The following is a 16006-nucleotide window of genomic DNA, read 5'->3' as shown; positions in this document are numbered from 1 at the left end:
AACGGACTGCTCCGCCGCCGCACCCCCCGAGCGCACCGGCGGCATGGCGATGATGCCCACGAGGCGGCAAGGGAGAACGTCCTCCCGGCGTCGTCCCGGCGTCCTCTCCGTGTCCAGGAGTGCGAGCAGTGCGAGGAGACGGACCCGTGCCGGCGCCGCCGCGGCGTCCCTGCGGGTCCCGGCCGGGGACGTGGCGGCCCCGGCGCGGATCCGCGCCGGCCTTCGGTGACAGGATGTCCGGCGGGGAACGGCCGGCCGAGATCACGGGGTGGGACGAAGTGACGGACACGACCTCGGGGGCGCTGGACGGCGTGCCGTGGGAGCGGCTGGAGTCCGCCTGCGGGGACCGCCTCACCGAGGAGATGCGACGCGCCCTCCTGCACCTGAGGGACAAGGGCGGAGCAGCGACGGAGGAGGACTGCGACGCCCTGTACGAGCGCATCGCGCCGCGCCACGGGCACCTGGACTCCGCCTCGACCGCCGCCCTGCCGTTCATCGTCGCCCTTGCCGGCGATCCCGGGATGGGCGCCCGGAACTGGCTCGTGCAGCTGCTGGTGTACCTGTCCAGGACGACGGCCGCGCCCGAACCGGACCAGGTGGACCCGGGATGGCACGAGATGTGGCGGCGGCAGCGTCCGGCGTTGCGGAAACTGCTCACGGACCCCGATCCCGCGGTACGGAGGGAGGCACTGCCCCTCACGGACGGGCTCGAGGTACTGCTGGAGCGGTGGAGTGCCGAGACGGACCTGACCGTGCGACTGCCCTTGCTGCTCGCGCTCGGCGCCGCTGCGGCGGCCGACGCCGGCACCGAGGCCGTAGACCGGGTGCACGCCGCGGTGCGGGAGGTCCTGCGGGCCGGTCCCGCCGTCATGCGGGTCGCGGCCGTGGTCGCCTGGGCCGCGTTCGACGCCCAGGCGCCGGTCCGGGAGCTGGACCTGCTGGTGGAGATCCTCTCCGACCCGACCGTGCGTCCCCGGTTCGAGGACATCTGGTATGTGCCGGACATCGACGACGCCTTCAGTCGTACGGACGTGGCTTCCTGGGCGGCCGGTCTGTTCGGGGACGCGCCGGCGGCGCTCCGCTTCCTCGTCCGGCTCATCGGCGCGGCGCGCCGGACGGGCGACGCGGCGCTGTGCGGGGCCGCGCTGGACGAGGCCTGGCGGCTGCTGGTGGTCCGGCCGTCCGCGGCGCCCGAACTGGTGCCTCTCGCAGGCGAGCTGCTCGCCGACCCGGACGCCGGTGTGCGCTACCGGGCGGCCCACCTGCTCGCGGTCCTGGGAGCGCGGGCGGCCCCCTACGCCGAGGGGCTGGCCGGGCTACTGGACGACCCCGGCGAGGCCGAGGACCTGGATGGCACCGTCGGCGAACACGCCCGCTGGGCGCTGACGCGCATCGGCGACCCTCGCGCCATGCCGGGGCTGGTCGAGCGGCTCCACGAGCCGTACCGGGGTCAGTACTCCCGCTCGTACACCATGGGGGATCCACGCCGTCCGGAGGTGGAGGAGGTGCTGACCCCGCTGCGGGCACACGCGGAGATCCTGCTTCCTCCGATACGCGCACTGCTGCGTGAGGACGGCGCGGGCGGTCCGCTCACCGGCGCCTTCCTCAAGGTCCTGACGGCCTGGGGACCGGCGGCGGCGCCCGCCCTGCCGGAGGTGGTGGCCCTTCTGGGCGACGCCCGGCACTCACTGAGCGCGCTCGACGCCCTGGTGGCGATGGGGCAGGCCGCGGCGCCCGCCGTGCGCGGTTGCACGGCCCTCGACTTCCCCGCCAACCACCGAAGGGTGGCATGGGCCGCCTGGCGCCTCGGCGGCGACCGTGACACGGCACTGCGGCTCGTCGGCGAGGCGGTGCTGTCCGAGGACCGGCCTTACGAGGTCGTCCGCCTCGGCGACTTCGGCCGGGCGGCCCTGCCGTACGCCGACCGGATACGGCAGATCATGGACGACGGCGACACCTGGTGCGAGATATGGGCAGCGGTCGCCCTGTGGTCGATCACGGGCGAGACGGAGCCGAGCCTGTCCGTCCTGGAGAAGTACGTCCTGGCCGTCGCCGACGGCGACGACTCCTTCGGCAGCTTCCTCACCGCGCTGCGTGCCGTCGCCCGGATCGGCACGGTCTCACCGGCCGTGCGGTCCGCCCTGCTTGCGGTGCGGGAGCGCGACCGGCGGCTGTCGCCGTACCGGGACTACCGCGCGTTCCTGGACGACGAGGAGATCCGGTCCGTGATCGACGAGGCGCTCGCTCTCCCTACGCCGCCTCCACCTTCGGCAGCATGACCCAGCGCGACACCACGAAAGTCACCGGGATCGCCGCCGCCGACGCCATCAGCGGAGCGAACCGGCTGCCGGCGTGCAGGACGTCGACGATCACGTACACCCCCACCGTGGTGATCACGAAATTCGTCGCGTTGGTCAGCGGGAACAGCAGGAATTTACGCCAGGTGGGCCGTATTCGGTAAGTGAACTTCGCGTTGAGGAAGAACGAACCGATCATGCTCAGCAGAAACGCGAGAATATGCGCGGCGAGATACGGCAAATACATCAGGAACAGCAGGTAGAGGCCGTAGTAAGTCGCCGTGTTGATGACCCCGATCACAGCGAACGTGATGATCTGGCCCGATATCGGGCGGGTGGGTCCGGTGGTCGTCGGGGCGTTCGGCATCAGGGGATGAGGTCCTTCGTCGTGCCGCGGGTGCGGTCTTCCGTTCGGTGCACGTTCGTCGCCTTCACCAGGAAGTGCGGGCGCCCCTTGACCTCGTAGTAGATCCGGCCGGTGTACTCGCCGATGACCCCGAGCATGATCATCTGTACGCCGGCCAGGGCGGTGACGGCTGTAATGATGGTGACATAGCCCGGCGTCTGGACGCCGTTGATCATCGCTCCGCCCACGATCCACGCCGTGTACGCGCCGGCCAGGGCCAGCAGGGTCATACCGAGGTAGAGCGCGGCGCGCAGCGGGCGGTTGTTGAAGGAGAGCAGTCCGTCGAGGCCGTAGTTGAGCAGGCTGCGGAACGACCAGGAGCTGGAGCCGTGTTCGCGCACCGCGTTCTCGTACTCGAAGGTGGTGCTGGGGAAGCCGACCCAGGCGAACAGGCCCTTGGAGAACCGGTTGTACTCGGTGAGGTCCACGATCGCGTCCACCACCCGGCGCGACATCAGCCGGAAGTCGCCCACGCCGTCGACGAGTTCGACGTCGACGAGTCGGTTGATCAGCCGGTAGTAAAGGCGGGCGGTGAAGGTGCGGGTGAAGCGGTCGCCCTGCCGGGTGCGCTTGGCGATGACCTGGTCGTAGCCCTCGCCGCGCAGTTCGACCATGCGCTTGATGAGTGACGGCGGGTGCTGGAGGTCGGCGTCCATGACGATCACGGCGTCACCGGTGGCGTGCTTCAGGCCGGCGAGCAGGGCGGCCTCCTTGCCGAAGTTGCGGCTGAAGGAGACGTACCGGACGCGCGAGTCGCCGTCGGCGATCCGGCTGAGGAGGGGCAGTGTCTGGTCACGGCTGCCGTCGTCGACGTACACGAACTCCATGTCGTGACCGAGCGGCAGAAGCTCGTTGGCGATCTTCTGGACCTGCTCGTGGAAGCGCTCGATGACGTCTTCCTCGTTGTAGCAGGGCGCGACGATCGATATCAGCATGGGTTTCTCCCCCTGGGGACGGGTCAGTGAGCGGTGGTAGTGCGCTCGCCGGAGCGGACGGCGGTTCTGCGGCGCAGGGCCGAGAAGGTGCCGAGCAGGATCAGGGTCAGCAGCGAGACGCCGCCGACGGCCGTGCCCAGGCGCAGGCCGGGCGGGTGGAAGGTGCAGGTGAGGCTGGTGGCGGAGGCGCCCAGCGGGACGGCGATCAGGCCGTGGAACTCGCCCGCCGCGACCTCGTCGCCCCCGGCGGAGCAGCGCCAGCCGGCGATCCGCGGGGCGGCCACGACGGCGGTTCCCGTGCTGCCGGCGGGGAGGCGGGCGTGCAGGGTGCCGTCGGAGACGGTCACCTCGGTCGCCCCCGTGGCCTTCAACCGCTGTACGGCGCCGCGCAGTTTCGCGGTGTCGAGGCAGCCGACCGCGCCCTGCGCCGGGACGCGGCCGAGCCGGTCGGGCTTCAGGTCGATCCGTACCTGCCCCGCGGCGCGTACCGTGCCGAGCGGCTGCATCGCGGCGATCTTCGTGCCCTCGGCGTCGGACCGGTAGAGCTGCCGCTCTCCGCCGTTCGCCAGTTGTGCCGTTCCGGAGTAGTGCGGCGCCCACAGGAACGCCTCGCTGCCGGCCCGGCAGCGCGCGGTGAGCGTCTGCGCCCCGTCGACCAGCAGCCCGCGCGCCTCGTCGCCCTTGCGCGCACCGCTGAGGGTGGTGCGGGGCAGGGTGTAGACGCGGGTGCCGAGCAGCAGTTCCTGGTTGCGGTACGGCGAGGGACCGAAGGAGGCCGGGGTGGTGCGCGGGGCGGCCGGCCGTACGGTCACCAGCGGCGGGACGTCCTCGCGGGTGACGGTCGAGGGGCCGCCGCCCTGGGGCAGCCACTTCTGGTGCGGGTCCGGCGGGTTGTGCACCCGGGCGCCCACCGAGAAGACCGCGTCGGTGACGGGGTTGTCGAGGCTCTGCAGGCTGCGGCCGCGTGAGGTCCAGCCGCCGCCGAGCGCGGTGAGGGTGCGGCTGAGAACGTCCGAGGTGAGGCTGCTGTAGTACTGGGAGCCCTGGCCGCCCACCGTCATCGGGTCGTTGGCGACGGTCTGTTCGCGGCCGGGTTCGGTGCGGTACTTCGGCCAGGCGTCGGCCTCGGCGACGGCGTCCGCCTCCCGCTGCTGGCGGTCTCCCCAGGGCGCGTAGTCGTCCATCTGGTTGAGACGCATGTGGGTGGCCACGGCGGAGGTGGCGGCGGCCTCGCCGAACTGGGCGCCGATCAGCAGCACCGCGGCGAGTCCGGCGAGGACGGGGCGGCCGTCTCTGAGACTCAGGAGCGCGAGTCCGCCGAGGGCGCCGGCGACCGCGAGCAGTACCACCGGCCAGGTGTGGTGGGAGTGCTGCTGGGTCAGGGTGCTGCGGCTGGCGACGGCCCCGACCAGGACCAGGAGCACGGCGGCCGCGCCCAGGGCACGCCGGTCCGGCAGTCCGTAGGCAAGGGCATGCCAAGCCGCTATGACCAGCAGGGCGCAGAACACGAAGGCCTGCCGGTAGGAGCTGCCGTTCGGGGCGGCGAAGGCGTGCCAGGCCAGGCTGGTCGGCGCCCACTGCAACGACAGGCCCACGGCGAGCACCAGCACCGTCCAGCCCGCCCGCACCCGGACCGGCACCTTGCGGTGGAAGGGCAGGGCCAGGGCGAGCACCAGCGCGGTGATGCCGACGTAGAGGGCCGGGGAGCTGTAGCTGTAGGTGGTCGGCAGCAGCCGGGCGAGCAGATCGTCGGCGCCGACCGGGGCGAAGTGGCCCTCGCGGCCCGGGTAGGCGTGCTTGGTGCCGGAGTAGACGACGATCACCAGCGGCGCGGCCAGGCCGACCCCGAGCCCGACGACGACCGCGGCCCGGCCGACCACCGCCAGTGCCCGCCGCCACGGCAGTTCGGCGAGGAACAGCCCGAGCAGCAGCACCAGGGCGGCACCGAGGGTGGCCATGTAGGCGGTGTAGAAGTTGGCGGTCCAGGCGAGCGCCACGATCAGCACACTGAGCAGCGGGCGCCGGCCGGCCATGGCCCACTCGCCGACCAGGCAGAGCAGCGGCAGCGCGATCAGCCCGTCGAGCCACATCGGGTTGAAGGAGGCGAGCGCGAGGCTCCAGCCGCACAGGGCGTAGGAGGCGCCCAGGATTCCGGCTCCCCACCAGCGGCCGCGGCGCAGGCTGAGCAGCAGCCAGGCCATGGCGGCACCGGCGACCGCCGTCTTCAGCACCGTGATCACATACACCGCGACGTCGATCTCGTCACGCGGGAACACCCCGACCAGCAGGGCGAACGGGCTGCTGACGTAGGTGCCGATGTCCGGCAGGAAGCTGGAGCCGTAGCCGGACTGCCAGTTGAAGACGATCCCGCCGTCGGCCCTGCCGTGCAGCAGGTCCCACAGGTGCGCGTGGAAGGGCACGTACTGGTTGCCGAGGTCGTTGACGTCGCGGGTGTGGGAGCCGAAGGGGTAGCTGCGGGCCACGACGTCGGCCGCGCAGAGGGTGACGGCGGTGAGGAGCGCCGCGAGCAGGGCGGCCGCCCGGCGCGGATCGGCGCCGAGCCGTCGCGCGGGTCCGGTCTCCCGCGCTTCACCCCCCGCCGGTTTCACCCCCTGTTCGCGCCCGGTCAGGGTCGTGCGATTCATTCTGTGCGGCCCCCAGAGAAATACGGGGGTGTACTCCCCGCTGGTCGGTGTTTCGCCGACTAAGACGGGTAGAAGTTCCTGATGGTTGTACGTCTCCTGTGAAGTAATAACTCGAATTCCGAATCCGCGTGCGATATCGCAAAGAATTCGCGACTTTAAAGGGAACTGCGGATTTCAGGAAGGTGTTCTTCTGGTTAACGCGCCTGTGGCAGGCCTGTGTCGGCGTGACGGAGGGCCGTATCGCGCACCGCCTCCGGGGAGTCCGCCCGATGGGCGCGTTCGACGGATTGGCCCCAGTACGTCCCCGAGACGATCAGCGCGGCCCCCAGCACTGCGAGGGCGGTGAGGCGTTCGCCGCCGAGGCCGACGCCTACCAGGAGGGCCCACACCGGTTCGGTGCCCAGCAGCAGACTGGCCCGGGTCGCGGAGGTGCGCTGGACCGCCCAGGTCTGGGCGAGGAACGCGAGCAGGCCGCAGCACAGGGCGAGGTAGACCAGCTCGGCCCAGGTGACGGCGCCGGTCCGGGCAAGCGCCGGCAGTCCGGGCGCCGCCGGCACCAGGAAGAGGACCGCGCCGACGGCGGTCTGCACGGCCGTCAGCGGGAACGGGCGCACGGCCCGGCCCGCTGTCACCCGCCCGACCAGCACCACATGACCGGCCCGGACGACCGCGGCCGCGAGCATCAGCAGATCACCGGCGCCGGGGGCGCGCAGCCCGTTGCCGGACACCAGCAGCCCGACGCCGACGACGCACACGCCGACGGCGAGGAAGAACCTCCCCGGCAGCCGCCCGCGGTCCAGGACCGGGGTGAGGACGAGGGTCAGGCTGATGATCAGGCCCGCGTTCCCGGCGCTGGTGTGGGCGACACCGTAGGTCTCCAGGACGAGGACGGCGGCCTGGGTGAGGCCGAGGAGGGAGCCGTAACGCTTCTCGTCGCGGGTGAGCGAGCCGAACCCGCGCAGTGCGACGAGGCAGACGAGGGCGCCGATGGCGTAGCGCAGGAAGAGGACGATCAGCACGGGGAGGGCGTCCGTGGCCGTCTTCGCCGTCAGATAACTGGAGCCCCAGACGACGGCGAGAGCCAGGAGCACCCCATCGGTACGACGGGTGTTCGGCATGCCGTTCACAATCCCTGACCAGCACTTTGAAGTAAACGACGACTTGCTCAACCAACCCTGTAGTAAAGCTACACTCAAGGCATGGACGAACGGCAGCTGCGCGTCCTGCGGGAGCTGGGCGAACTGGGCAGCGTCACGGCGGTCGCGGAGGCGCTGCGGGTGACGCCCTCGGCGATCTCGCAGCAGCTGCGCCTGCTCCAGCGCTCCCTCCCGGTACCGCTCACCGAGCGCGCCGGGCGCCGGCTGGTGCTCACGGCGGCCGGCCGGGCCCTGGCCGACGCGGCGATCGGGGTGGAGACGGCACTGGCCCGGGCCCGCCACACCGTCGAGGAGTACGTCGACGAGCCCGAGGGCACGGTGTCGGTGGCGGCCTTCCACAGCGGGGCCGCCGCGTTCTATCCGCTGCTGCTGCGACAGGTGCGCGGCCCGGGCTCCCCGAGGATCACCCTGCACGACGAGGACGTGGCCCAGGCCGACTTCCCGCCTCTGACCCGCGCCTACGACCTGGTCCTCGCCCACCGTCTCGACCACGCGCCGCCCTGGCCGCGGACCGCCACGGCCACCCCGCTGCTGCGCGAACCCCTCGACATCGCTCTGCCGGTCGGCCACCCGCTGGCCGCGCGGACCGCCCTGACCGCGCGGGACGTCTCCGGGGACCCCTGGATCACCGTGCACGACGGCTTTCCGCTGCTCGCGACCGTCGAGGCGATCGCCGCCGCGGCCGGGCACCGGCTCGACATCGTCCATCGCGTCAACGAGATCTCGGTGGTCGCCGAACTGGTCGCCGCGGGCGGCGGGATCGCCCTGATGCCCCGCTGGACGTCCCGCCCGCACCCGGGCGTCATCCTCAGACCCCTCGCCGGCATCGAGGCCCACCGCCACATCGACGTGCTCCACCGCCCCGAGCGCACGGCCCGCAGGGCGGTACGGACCGTGCTCCGCGAACTGCGGGCCGCGGCGGAGACCATCCGCGTCAGGGGCTGATCGCGCAGCGGGCTTGACCTGGAGCACGCTCCAACTCCTAGCGTTCTCGCCATGGACGCACGAGCTGACACGAGCGAGAGCACCACCCGTGACGAGCGTTTCGCCCACGGTCTTGAGGTCATGAGCCAGGTCGACGGCGGGCTCCGGGAACGGGTCCTGGAGTCGCTGGCCGACATCAGCCCCGAGCTGGGCCACCAGGTCGTCGCCTGGGGCTTCGGGGAGATCTACTCCCGGCCCGAACTGGTACCCCGCGACCGGCAGTTGGTGACCCTGGGCATGCTCACCGCGCTGGGCGGCTGCGAGCCCCAGCTGGAGGTGCACATCAACTTCTCCCTGAACGCGGGGCTCACTCCCCAGGAGATCGTCGAGGCGCTGCTGCACTCCGCCGGGTACTGCGGTTTCCCCAAGGCGCTCAACGCCACCCTGGTCGCCAAGAAGGTCTTCGCCGAGCGTGGGCTGCTGCCGGTCGGGCAGCAGCCCACGCAGGGGGCTACTTCTGCCTGATCCGCAGGAAGGTGACGGAGTTCCCCGGGAAGGTGTACGTGAACCGGTCGGCGACTCCGGTGAAGGTGGAGGTGACCGGGGCGACCGCGGTGGACGTCTCGGTGTTCACCGCGTCCGGCGCCGCCGCGAGCGTGGTCACCTCCGCCTTCCTCGACACCTTCGCGCCCCCGAGGTCGACGGCCGTACGGGCCGCCGCGGACTGGGCGTTGACCACCTTGACGATCAGGTCGCCGGTCCTCTTGTCCCTGGTGACGACCTGCCGGAACGGCTCGGCCGGCCTGTCGTCGGTGAAGCTGCCCCACTCCTGCCCGTCGAGGGAGAGGGTGACCTGCCGTCCCCGCACCCTGATGTCGACGTCGTAGGTCCGGCCGGTCTGCACCGACCCCGCCTTGGCGACCAGTGTCGACTTGCCGCCGTCCACGGCCTGCTCGAGCGCGGTCTGGGTGTTGTTCCAGCCGCCGATGTTCCACCAGTAGTAGGTGCCGGTGTCCTTGACGCCGAAGGCGACGAGGAAGCCCTCCCTGCCGGACTTCTTGGTGGCCTTCACGTGCAGGTCGTAGTCGTGCCAGGAGGGGTCGCCGGCCGAGACCATGGTGTTCTCGGCGGTGTCCGAGGTCTCGACGTACTGCCCGTCCTGGACGCTCCAGCTACCGGTGCCGGTGTGGGTCCACCCGGCGGCATCACCGGAGAAGTCGTCGCTGAGCAGGGTGTTCCCCTCGGCGTCGGTCACCTTGACGTCGTCGTAGGCGGCGCTGGTGTTCCAGGTCGACAGGCCGACGGCTCCGCTGATCGGGGCGAGCAGGGAGGGGGTGCCGGTGGCCGTGGAGGGGACGACCCGGTCGCCGACGTTGTTCATGAAGAGCTTCTGGACCTCGTAGTCCGCCGAGCCCCAGGAGGCGTGGTTGTTGAACCACACCATGTCCGGGCTCCACTGGACGTAGTCCTCGTTGGCGAACAGCGGGGCGTAGGAGGCGAGCTTGACGACGTCCGCGTTGCGTTCGAGGCCAGTCATGTAGGCGGCTTCGGCGAGACCGTTCTTGAAGGCGTTGCCGCCGGAGGCGTATTCGCCGAGGAAGACCGCGGGCCCGCTCCTGTCGTAGGAGTCGTAGCGGTCGTTGTTCTGCAGGAACCACTGCGGGCTGTTGTAGTAGTGCTCGTCGACCATGTCGACCTTGGCGTCCCGATTGAGCTGCCAGGCCGTGTCGAAGGTGGTGCCGGAGTCGTCCGGGCCGGCGTTGGAGATGACCCGCATGTACGGGTACGCGGCCTGGATGGCGGCCCGGAACCGCGTGAACCGGGCGAAGAACTCGGTGGGGAGGTTCTCCTCGTTGCCGACCTCGATGTGGGTGAGGTGGAAGGGCTCGGGGTGGCCCATCTCGGCCCGTTTCCGGCCCCACTCGCTGGTCACCGGGCCGTTGGCGAACTCGATGAGGTCGAGGGTGTCCTGGATGTGCCGCTTCAGCAGCGCGTCGTCGTCGACGGCCTGGTTCTGGCCGCAGCCGGTCACCAGGGCGGGGACGACGGGCAGCGGCATGGCGCCGATGTCCTCGGCGAAGCGGAAGTACTCGTAGTAGCCGAGGCCGTACGACTGGTTGTAGCCCCAGAAGTCGGCGTTCGTGGCGCGGGTCTCGACCGGGCCGATGGTGTCCTTCCACTGGTACGACCGCTTGCGCTGGTAGCCGGAGGCCGCGCTGTAGTCCTGCATCGAGCCGGTGTTGACCAGGCAGCCGCCGGGGAAGCGGACGAACCCCGGGTGCAGGGCGGCGATCTTCTCGGCGAGGTCCTTGCGCAGGCCGTTGGGCTCGTGCCGGTAGGTGTCGCGCGGGAAGAGGGAGACCATGTCGAGCGCGGCCGCATCCGAGGTGGTCACGGTGAGACGGCCGGTGGAGCTGGTACGGGTCGCGGTGAGGGTCGCCCTGTACCGGGCCCAGCCGTTCTTCTTCACGGCCACCCGATGGGCGGTGGCGAGTGTGCCGCCGGCGTCCGACAGGCCGACGGTGAGGGTAGTGCGGCCCGCCGCGCGGGCCCAGACCGAGAAGTCGTACCTCTTGCCGTCCTCGACCCGGATGCCGGTGTTGTAGCCGGAGTTGGTGACGGCCGAACCGGCGGACAGGGCGAGGTAGTCGCGGTTGCGGTCGTCGAGGCGGCCGGAGTCGTCGACGACCTGGGCGGTGCCGGTGACCGTCCAGGCGGTGAGCGGCGTGTACGACGTGTTGTCGTCGGCCGTGTACTCGAAGGACCGGTTCTGGACGAGTTCCGCGTAGAGGCCGCCGTCGGCGGCGCGGTTGATGTCCTCGAAGAAGACGCCGTACATCGTCTTGTCGATCCTGGCGCCCTGAGCCGTCGGGTCGACGGTGATCGCGTAGTCGGTGACGTCCTCGGCGTGGGCGGGGGCCGGGACCAGGCCGGCGGCGAGCAGGAAAGCGCTTGCCCCTAGGCCGAGTCCCAGCCGGGTGCGGTTGGTGCGTGACATGGATACTCCGCGGCTCGTGAAGGGGTTGGCCTGGAGGGCCAGGCGCAACCGAGGTCATTCGGGTTCGAAATATCGGACAGCTGTCAGCACTTCGAACGGAAAGATAGATAGGGGTCATGAGCGCGTCAATGGGGCGGACGTCGGCCGGCTCCGGGACAGGTGCCACGGCGGGCGTAGGGTCGGGGCATGGGGACCCTGCCGCCGTACCAGTTCGTGCTCGCCGGACCGGCCGTCGTCCCGGTGGCACTCACCCCGCCCGCGTGCCGCATCCGGTGGCGGGGCGGGGCGCTCGCCGCGTACGAGGAGGCGTTCCGGGCGACCGGCCATGACGCGTGCCACGAGATCCGGCAGCGGGCCGGGCGCAAGGCGCCGACCGGCTCCCCCGGCCCGGGGAAGCCATGACCGAAACCATGACCGAAGGCGTACCCGTGGATGATTTCTGGCCGGTGGCGGATGTGCTCGCGCATCTGGCCGGGCGGTGGCGTGTCGAGCGGAGCGTGCGGGATCTGGCGAGCGGGGACGAAGGGTGGTTCGAGGGGGCCACGGCGTTCCGGGCACTGGAGGGGGGCGGGCTGCTCCACGAGGAGTCGGGGACGTTCACCTGGCAGGGGGTGGCGCGGCCGGCCGAGCGGACGCTGCGGTTCCTGCCGGGGCCGCGGCCCGGGACGGCGGACGTGCGGTTCGCCGACGGGCGGCTCTTCCACGACCTGGACCTGACCTCGGGGCGGTATGTCGCCGACCACCCGTGCGCGGCCGACCTCTACCGGGGCGAGTTCACCGTCCGGGACGCCGACCACTGGCGCACGGTGTGGCGGGTCGGCGGCCCGGCGAAGGACCTGGTGCTGACCACCGACTACGTGCGCCGGGCCTGATACCGGACGAGCGGATCCGGCAGCGGCACGGGCACCGGCACCGGCACCGGCACCGGCCCACCGTCATGTGGGCACGACCGGCCACGACGGCGCGGCGCACGACCGGCGACCGCGGCGCGGCGCGCACGGCCGACCGCACGGTGCGCCACTGCCGGCGGAGCGCTCAGATGCGTGAGGCCGGAGCCTGCGACGCGTCGAACCGCAGGTTCCAGCGGCCTCCGCGGCCCGTCACCGTGGTCGTGGACAGCGGGCGCACGTCGATGTTCCAGTAGGTCGACGGCGGCGCCTTGAGGGCGTAGACGAGCGCGGCGCGGATCACCGAGGGCTCGGCGACGGCGACGATCCGGCCGCCGTCGTCCACCGGGCGGGTGTCGAGCCAGCCGCCGACCCGGGAGATGAACGACAGCAGCGACTCGCCGCCGTGCGGGGTGGCGCGCGGGTCGGAGAGCCAGGCGTCCACCTGGTCCGGTTCCCTGGCCATCGCCTCGCCCAGCGTCAGCCCGCGCCAGCGGCCCATGTCGCAGTCGCGCAGGGCGAGCTGGACCAGCGGGGCGTACCCCAGACCCTCGCCGGTCGCGCGGCTGCGCGGAGTCGGCGAACAGTAGCGCAGCTCGGCCGCCGCGAGCGGTAGCAGGTCGGCGGCGACGCGCTGCACCTCGTCCCAGCCCGCCTGGTCCAGGGGGCGGGCGTCCTCGAAGCGCTCCGCGAGCAGCGGTGAGCTGCGCGCGGCCGCGACGAACGTGACCCGAAGTGACATGCGGCGATGGTGTGACGCTCAAGTGCGCAGGTCAAGGGCTCTTGATACGTGAATTGCACGAGGTGGGGGAAACGTTACCCAATGCTCAGGAGGTGTCCGACAAGTCAGCCGGAATGTCACTTCGGTGCCTCGTAGTAGAGCGCCATCCACTGGTCCGGGTGTTCGAGCGGGGCAAATCCGAGCTTCTCGTAGACCCCGTGGGCGTCGTGCGTGGCGAGCAGTACCCGCCGGATTCCGTACGGCCGCAGGTGCTCGCGGATCGCCCCGACCATCGCCGTGCCGACGCCCTTGCCGCGCACCGACGGGTCGACGTACACGTCGGCGAGCCAGGCGAACAGTGCCTGGTCGGTCACCACGCGCGCGTACGCCACCTGCTCCCCGGTGACCGTGTCGTACGTCCCGAAGTTGAGGGAGCCCGCCATCGCCCGCCGGTGCTGGTCCAGCGGGCGGCCGGTCGCCCAGTAGGCGTCGGTGGAAAGCCAGCGGTGGACGCGTTCGACGTCCACCCGGTCGGTGTCGGCGGAGAACTCGTAGCCCGCGGGGAGGCTGGGTGCGTCGCTCATGCGGGGATCCTCGCCGGTCGGCGGCGCCGGCGTCGATCGGATTTCACGGGCTTTCGGACGGGCCCTTCGGGTGGCTCCTTCGGAGTCCGGGGCGCAGCACCTCGTCGCAGGCCGTCCGCAGCCGTCGTACGCCCTCCAGGAGCTCCCCCGTCCCGGCGACCGCGGCGAAGCTCAGGCGGATGTGCGCGGCCGGGGGTTCGGCGCTGAAGTAGGGGCGGCCGGGGGTGACGGCGACGCCCGCGCGCAGGGCGGCGGCGGTCAGGGTCGCGTCGTCGACGCCCTCGGGGAGACGGAGCCAGAGGTGGTAGCCGCCGGAGGCGATGTGCGGAAGGGCCAGTTCGGGGAGGTGGTGGGCGAGGGCGCCGGTGAGGGTGTCCCGGCGGGTCTTCAACGCGGCCGACAGGGCGCGCAGGTGGCGGGGCCAGGCCGGGGAGCCGACGAGTTCGAGGGCCGCCTCCTGGAGGGGGCGGGGGACGAAGAAGGTGTCGACGATCTGGATGGCGCGCAGGCGTTCCAGGACCGGTCCGCGGGCGGCGAGTGCGGCCACCCGGAAACTCGGCGAGGTGGCCTTGGTCAGCGAGCCGACGTGGACCACGACTCCGTCGGGGTCGTCGGCGGCGAGCGGGCGGGGCAGCGGGCCCGCGTCGGCGTGGACCAGCCGTCGTACGTAGTCGTCCTCGATCACGAACGCGCCGGCCTCGCGGGCGATGCGCACCACCTCGGCGCGGCGGTCGGGGGCGAGGACGGCGCCGGTCGGGTTCTGGAAGAGGGGCTGACAGACGAAGACCCGGGCGCCGGTGGCACGGAACGCGTCGGCGAGGAGGGCGGGGCGCACCCCGTCGGGGTCGACCGGGACCGGGACCGGCCGCAGTCCGGCGGCGCGGGCGATGGCGAGCATGCCGGGGTAGGTGGGGGACTCGACGAGGACCGGGGCGCCGGGCGGGGCGAGCGCGCGCAGGGCGGTGGCGAGGGCTGACTGGCCGCCGTTCGCGATCAGCACCTCGGCGGCGGTGACCGCGCCGCCGATGTCCCGCGCGAACCATTCGCGCAGCTCGGGCAGCCCGTCGAGGGGCGGCCGCCCCCAGGCTCCGGGCCGGCGGCCGGCTCGCGCCAGGGCCGCCGCCATCGCGCGTTCGGGTTCCAGGGAGGCGTGCAGGTAGCCGCCGCTGAGTTCCAGCACGCCGGACGGCGGGGCGGCCAGGCAGACGGTGACCCCGGACGCGTCGACCGTGCGCGGGACCACGTCGAGGGCGCCGTCGGCGCTGAGCGCCACCTCCTGCCAGGAGGTGTCCCCGATGGGCTCGACCGTGGCCCGCGGCCTGGCCTTGAAGGCGCCGGCGCCGGGCCGGGTGACGACCAGCCCCTCCGCGACCAGCTGGGCCAGCGCCCGCGAGACCGTCACCGGGCTCACCCGGAACCGCTCGACGAGTGCCCGGCTCGACGGGAGCTTTCCACCCGGAGAGTAGCGGTCGAGGTCCCGCCGCAGCTGTTCCGCCAGTTCAAGGACACTGCTACGCTCTTGCATGACAGTACAGAGTAGCGCTACCGAGCGGACCTCGATAGCGGTCGGCACTCCCCCGGCCGCCCCCGCCTCCCACCGGGCCGGCACTCTGCAGGCCGCGCTCGGTGTCGTCGCCTTCTCCCTCACCTTCCCGGCCACCGCCTGGGGTCTGGAGGGCTTCGGGCCGTGGGCGCTGGTGGCGGTGCGCAGCGTCCTCGCGGCGGCCCTGGCGGGCTGCTGCCTGCTGTTCCTGCGGGTACGACTGCCCGAGCGCCGGCACTGGGCGGGGCTGGCGGTCGTCGCGGCCGGCGTCGTGCTCGGCTTCCCGATGCTGACCACGCTCGCCCTGGAGACCTCCACCACCTCGCACGCGGCCGTCGTGGTGGGCCTGCTCCCGCTGACCACCGCCCTCTTCTCGGCCCTGCGCATGGGCATCCGCCCCTCCCGCACCTTCTGGGCGGCGGCCCTGGCGGGTGCCGCGGCCGTGCTGGCGTTCACCGTCGCCCAGAGCGGCGGGGCACTCACGGCGGCCGACGGCTACCTGTTCGCGGCGCTCGTGGTGTGCGCGGCCGGCTACACCGAGGGCGGCAGGCTGGCCCGGGTCATGCCGGGCTGGCAGGTCATCGGCTGGGCGCTGGTGGGCTGCCTGCCGCTGACCGTGCCGGCCGCCGTGGTCGCCCTGTCGTACGAGCCGGTCGCCTGGAACGTGCACGGTGTGGCCGGTGTGCTGTGGGTGGCGGTGGGCTCGCAGTTCCTCGGTCTGGTGGTCTGGTACCGGGGCATGGCTGCGGTCGGCATTCCGAAGGCCAGCCAGTTGCAGTTGGCCCAGCCGCTGCTCACACTGGTGTGGTCGGTGCTGCTGCTGGGCGAGCACCTCACCGCGGCCGCTCCACTCACGGCCGCCGCAGTGCTCGTGTGCATCGCCGTCACCCAACGATCGCGATCGTGAGG

At 72.0% G+C, this 16006-nt stretch carries 14 protein-coding genes; 6 read left to right on the top strand and 8 right to left on the bottom strand.

The annotated features are described in order from the left end of the window. Nucleotides 1-278 precede the first annotated feature (278 nt). A complete protein-coding gene (locus ABZ642_RS32055; RefSeq protein ID WP_360490203.1) occupies nt 279-2279 on the top strand; it encodes a HEAT repeat domain-containing protein in 2001 nt (666 codons plus the stop codon). Here ABZ642_RS32055 and ABZ642_RS32050 read toward each other — a convergent pair. From ABZ642_RS32050 to ABZ642_RS32035, 4 genes are all read right to left on the bottom strand, one after another. After that, nucleotides 2251-2664: a GtrA family protein gene (locus ABZ642_RS32050; RefSeq protein ID WP_360490201.1), complete on the bottom strand. Its 414-nt coding sequence runs from the start codon at nt 2662-2664 to the stop codon at nt 2251-2253. The two genes, ABZ642_RS32055 and ABZ642_RS32050, sit on opposite strands and share 29 nt — an antisense overlap. After that, nucleotides 2664-3638 (bottom strand): glycosyltransferase family 2 protein, encoded by a 975-nt coding sequence (locus ABZ642_RS32045; RefSeq protein WP_360490199.1) that lies wholly within the window; start codon nt 3636-3638, stop codon nt 2664-2666. The genes ABZ642_RS32050 and ABZ642_RS32045 overlap by 1 nt, the downstream gene beginning before the upstream one ends. Nucleotides 3639-3661: 23 nt before the next feature. After that, a complete protein-coding gene (locus tag ABZ642_RS32040) occupies nt 3662-6283 on the bottom strand; it encodes a YfhO family protein (protein WP_360490197.1) in 2622 nt (873 codons plus the stop codon). Nucleotides 6284-6477: 194 nt separating this feature from the next. Continuing rightward, nucleotides 6478-7401, bottom strand: coding sequence for a DMT family transporter (locus ABZ642_RS32035; RefSeq protein WP_360490195.1), 924 nt, complete (start codon nt 7399-7401; stop codon nt 6478-6480). Between the two features lie 81 nt (nt 7402-7482). Between ABZ642_RS32035 and ABZ642_RS32030 the strand changes: the two genes are divergently transcribed. Then, nucleotides 7483-8385: a LysR family transcriptional regulator gene (locus tag ABZ642_RS32030; RefSeq protein ID WP_360490193.1), complete on the top strand. Its 903-nt coding sequence runs from the start codon at nt 7483-7485 to the stop codon at nt 8383-8385. Nucleotides 8386-8436: 51 nt separating this feature from the next. After that, nucleotides 8437-8889: a carboxymuconolactone decarboxylase family protein gene (locus ABZ642_RS32025; RefSeq protein WP_360490191.1), complete on the top strand. Its 453-nt coding sequence runs from the start codon at nt 8437-8439 to the stop codon at nt 8887-8889. Here ABZ642_RS32025 and ABZ642_RS32020 read toward each other — a convergent pair. Further along, nucleotides 8876-11362 carry an alpha-L-arabinofuranosidase C-terminal domain-containing protein gene (locus tag ABZ642_RS32020; RefSeq protein ID WP_360490189.1) on the bottom strand — a complete coding sequence of 829 codons (2487 nt, stop codon included), beginning with the start codon at nt 11360-11362 and terminating at the stop codon, nt 8876-8878. The two genes, ABZ642_RS32025 and ABZ642_RS32020, sit on opposite strands and share 14 nt — an antisense overlap. Nucleotides 11363-11548: 186 nt before the next feature. Between ABZ642_RS32020 and ABZ642_RS32015 the strand changes: the two genes are divergently transcribed. Both ABZ642_RS32015 and ABZ642_RS32010 read left to right on the top strand, forming a co-directional pair. Next, entirely contained in the window at nt 11549-11764 is a 216-nt protein-coding gene (locus ABZ642_RS32015) for a hypothetical protein (RefSeq protein ID WP_360490187.1), read from the top strand. Between the two features lie 26 nt (nt 11765-11790). After that, on the top strand, nt 11791-12234 hold the full coding sequence (locus ABZ642_RS32010; RefSeq protein ID WP_360490400.1) for a DUF6314 family protein: 444 nt from the start codon (nt 11791-11793) through the stop codon (nt 12232-12234). Between the two features lie 163 nt (nt 12235-12397). Here the strand turns inward: ABZ642_RS32010 and ABZ642_RS32005 are convergent, their stop codons facing one another. From ABZ642_RS32005 to ABZ642_RS31995, 3 genes are all read right to left on the bottom strand, one after another. Continuing rightward, entirely contained in the window at nt 12398-12991 is a 594-nt protein-coding gene (locus tag ABZ642_RS32005; protein ID WP_360490186.1) for a histidine phosphatase family protein, read from the bottom strand. A 116-nt stretch (nt 12992-13107) separates the two neighbouring features. Next, nucleotides 13108-13554, bottom strand: a complete 447-nt coding sequence (locus ABZ642_RS32000) for a GNAT family N-acetyltransferase (RefSeq protein ID WP_360490184.1) — start codon at nt 13552-13554, stop codon at nt 13108-13110. Between the two features lie 43 nt (nt 13555-13597). Further along, entirely contained in the window at nt 13598-15079 is a 1482-nt protein-coding gene (locus ABZ642_RS31995; RefSeq protein WP_360490182.1) for a PLP-dependent aminotransferase family protein, read from the bottom strand. Here ABZ642_RS31995 and ABZ642_RS31990 point away from each other — a divergent pair. Continuing rightward, entirely contained in the window at nt 15078-16004 is a 927-nt protein-coding gene (locus ABZ642_RS31990) for a DMT family transporter (protein ID WP_360490180.1), read from the top strand. The genes ABZ642_RS31995 and ABZ642_RS31990 overlap by 2 nt on opposite strands. Nucleotides 16005-16006 lie beyond the last annotated feature (2 nt).

The organism is Streptomyces sp. NPDC007157, from assembly GCF_040634235.1.
Lineage (GTDB): Bacteria > Actinomycetota > Actinomycetes > Streptomycetales > Streptomycetaceae > Streptomyces.
Note: the sequence above shows the minus strand (reverse complement) of the source record. Positions and strands in the feature narration are given on the sequence as shown.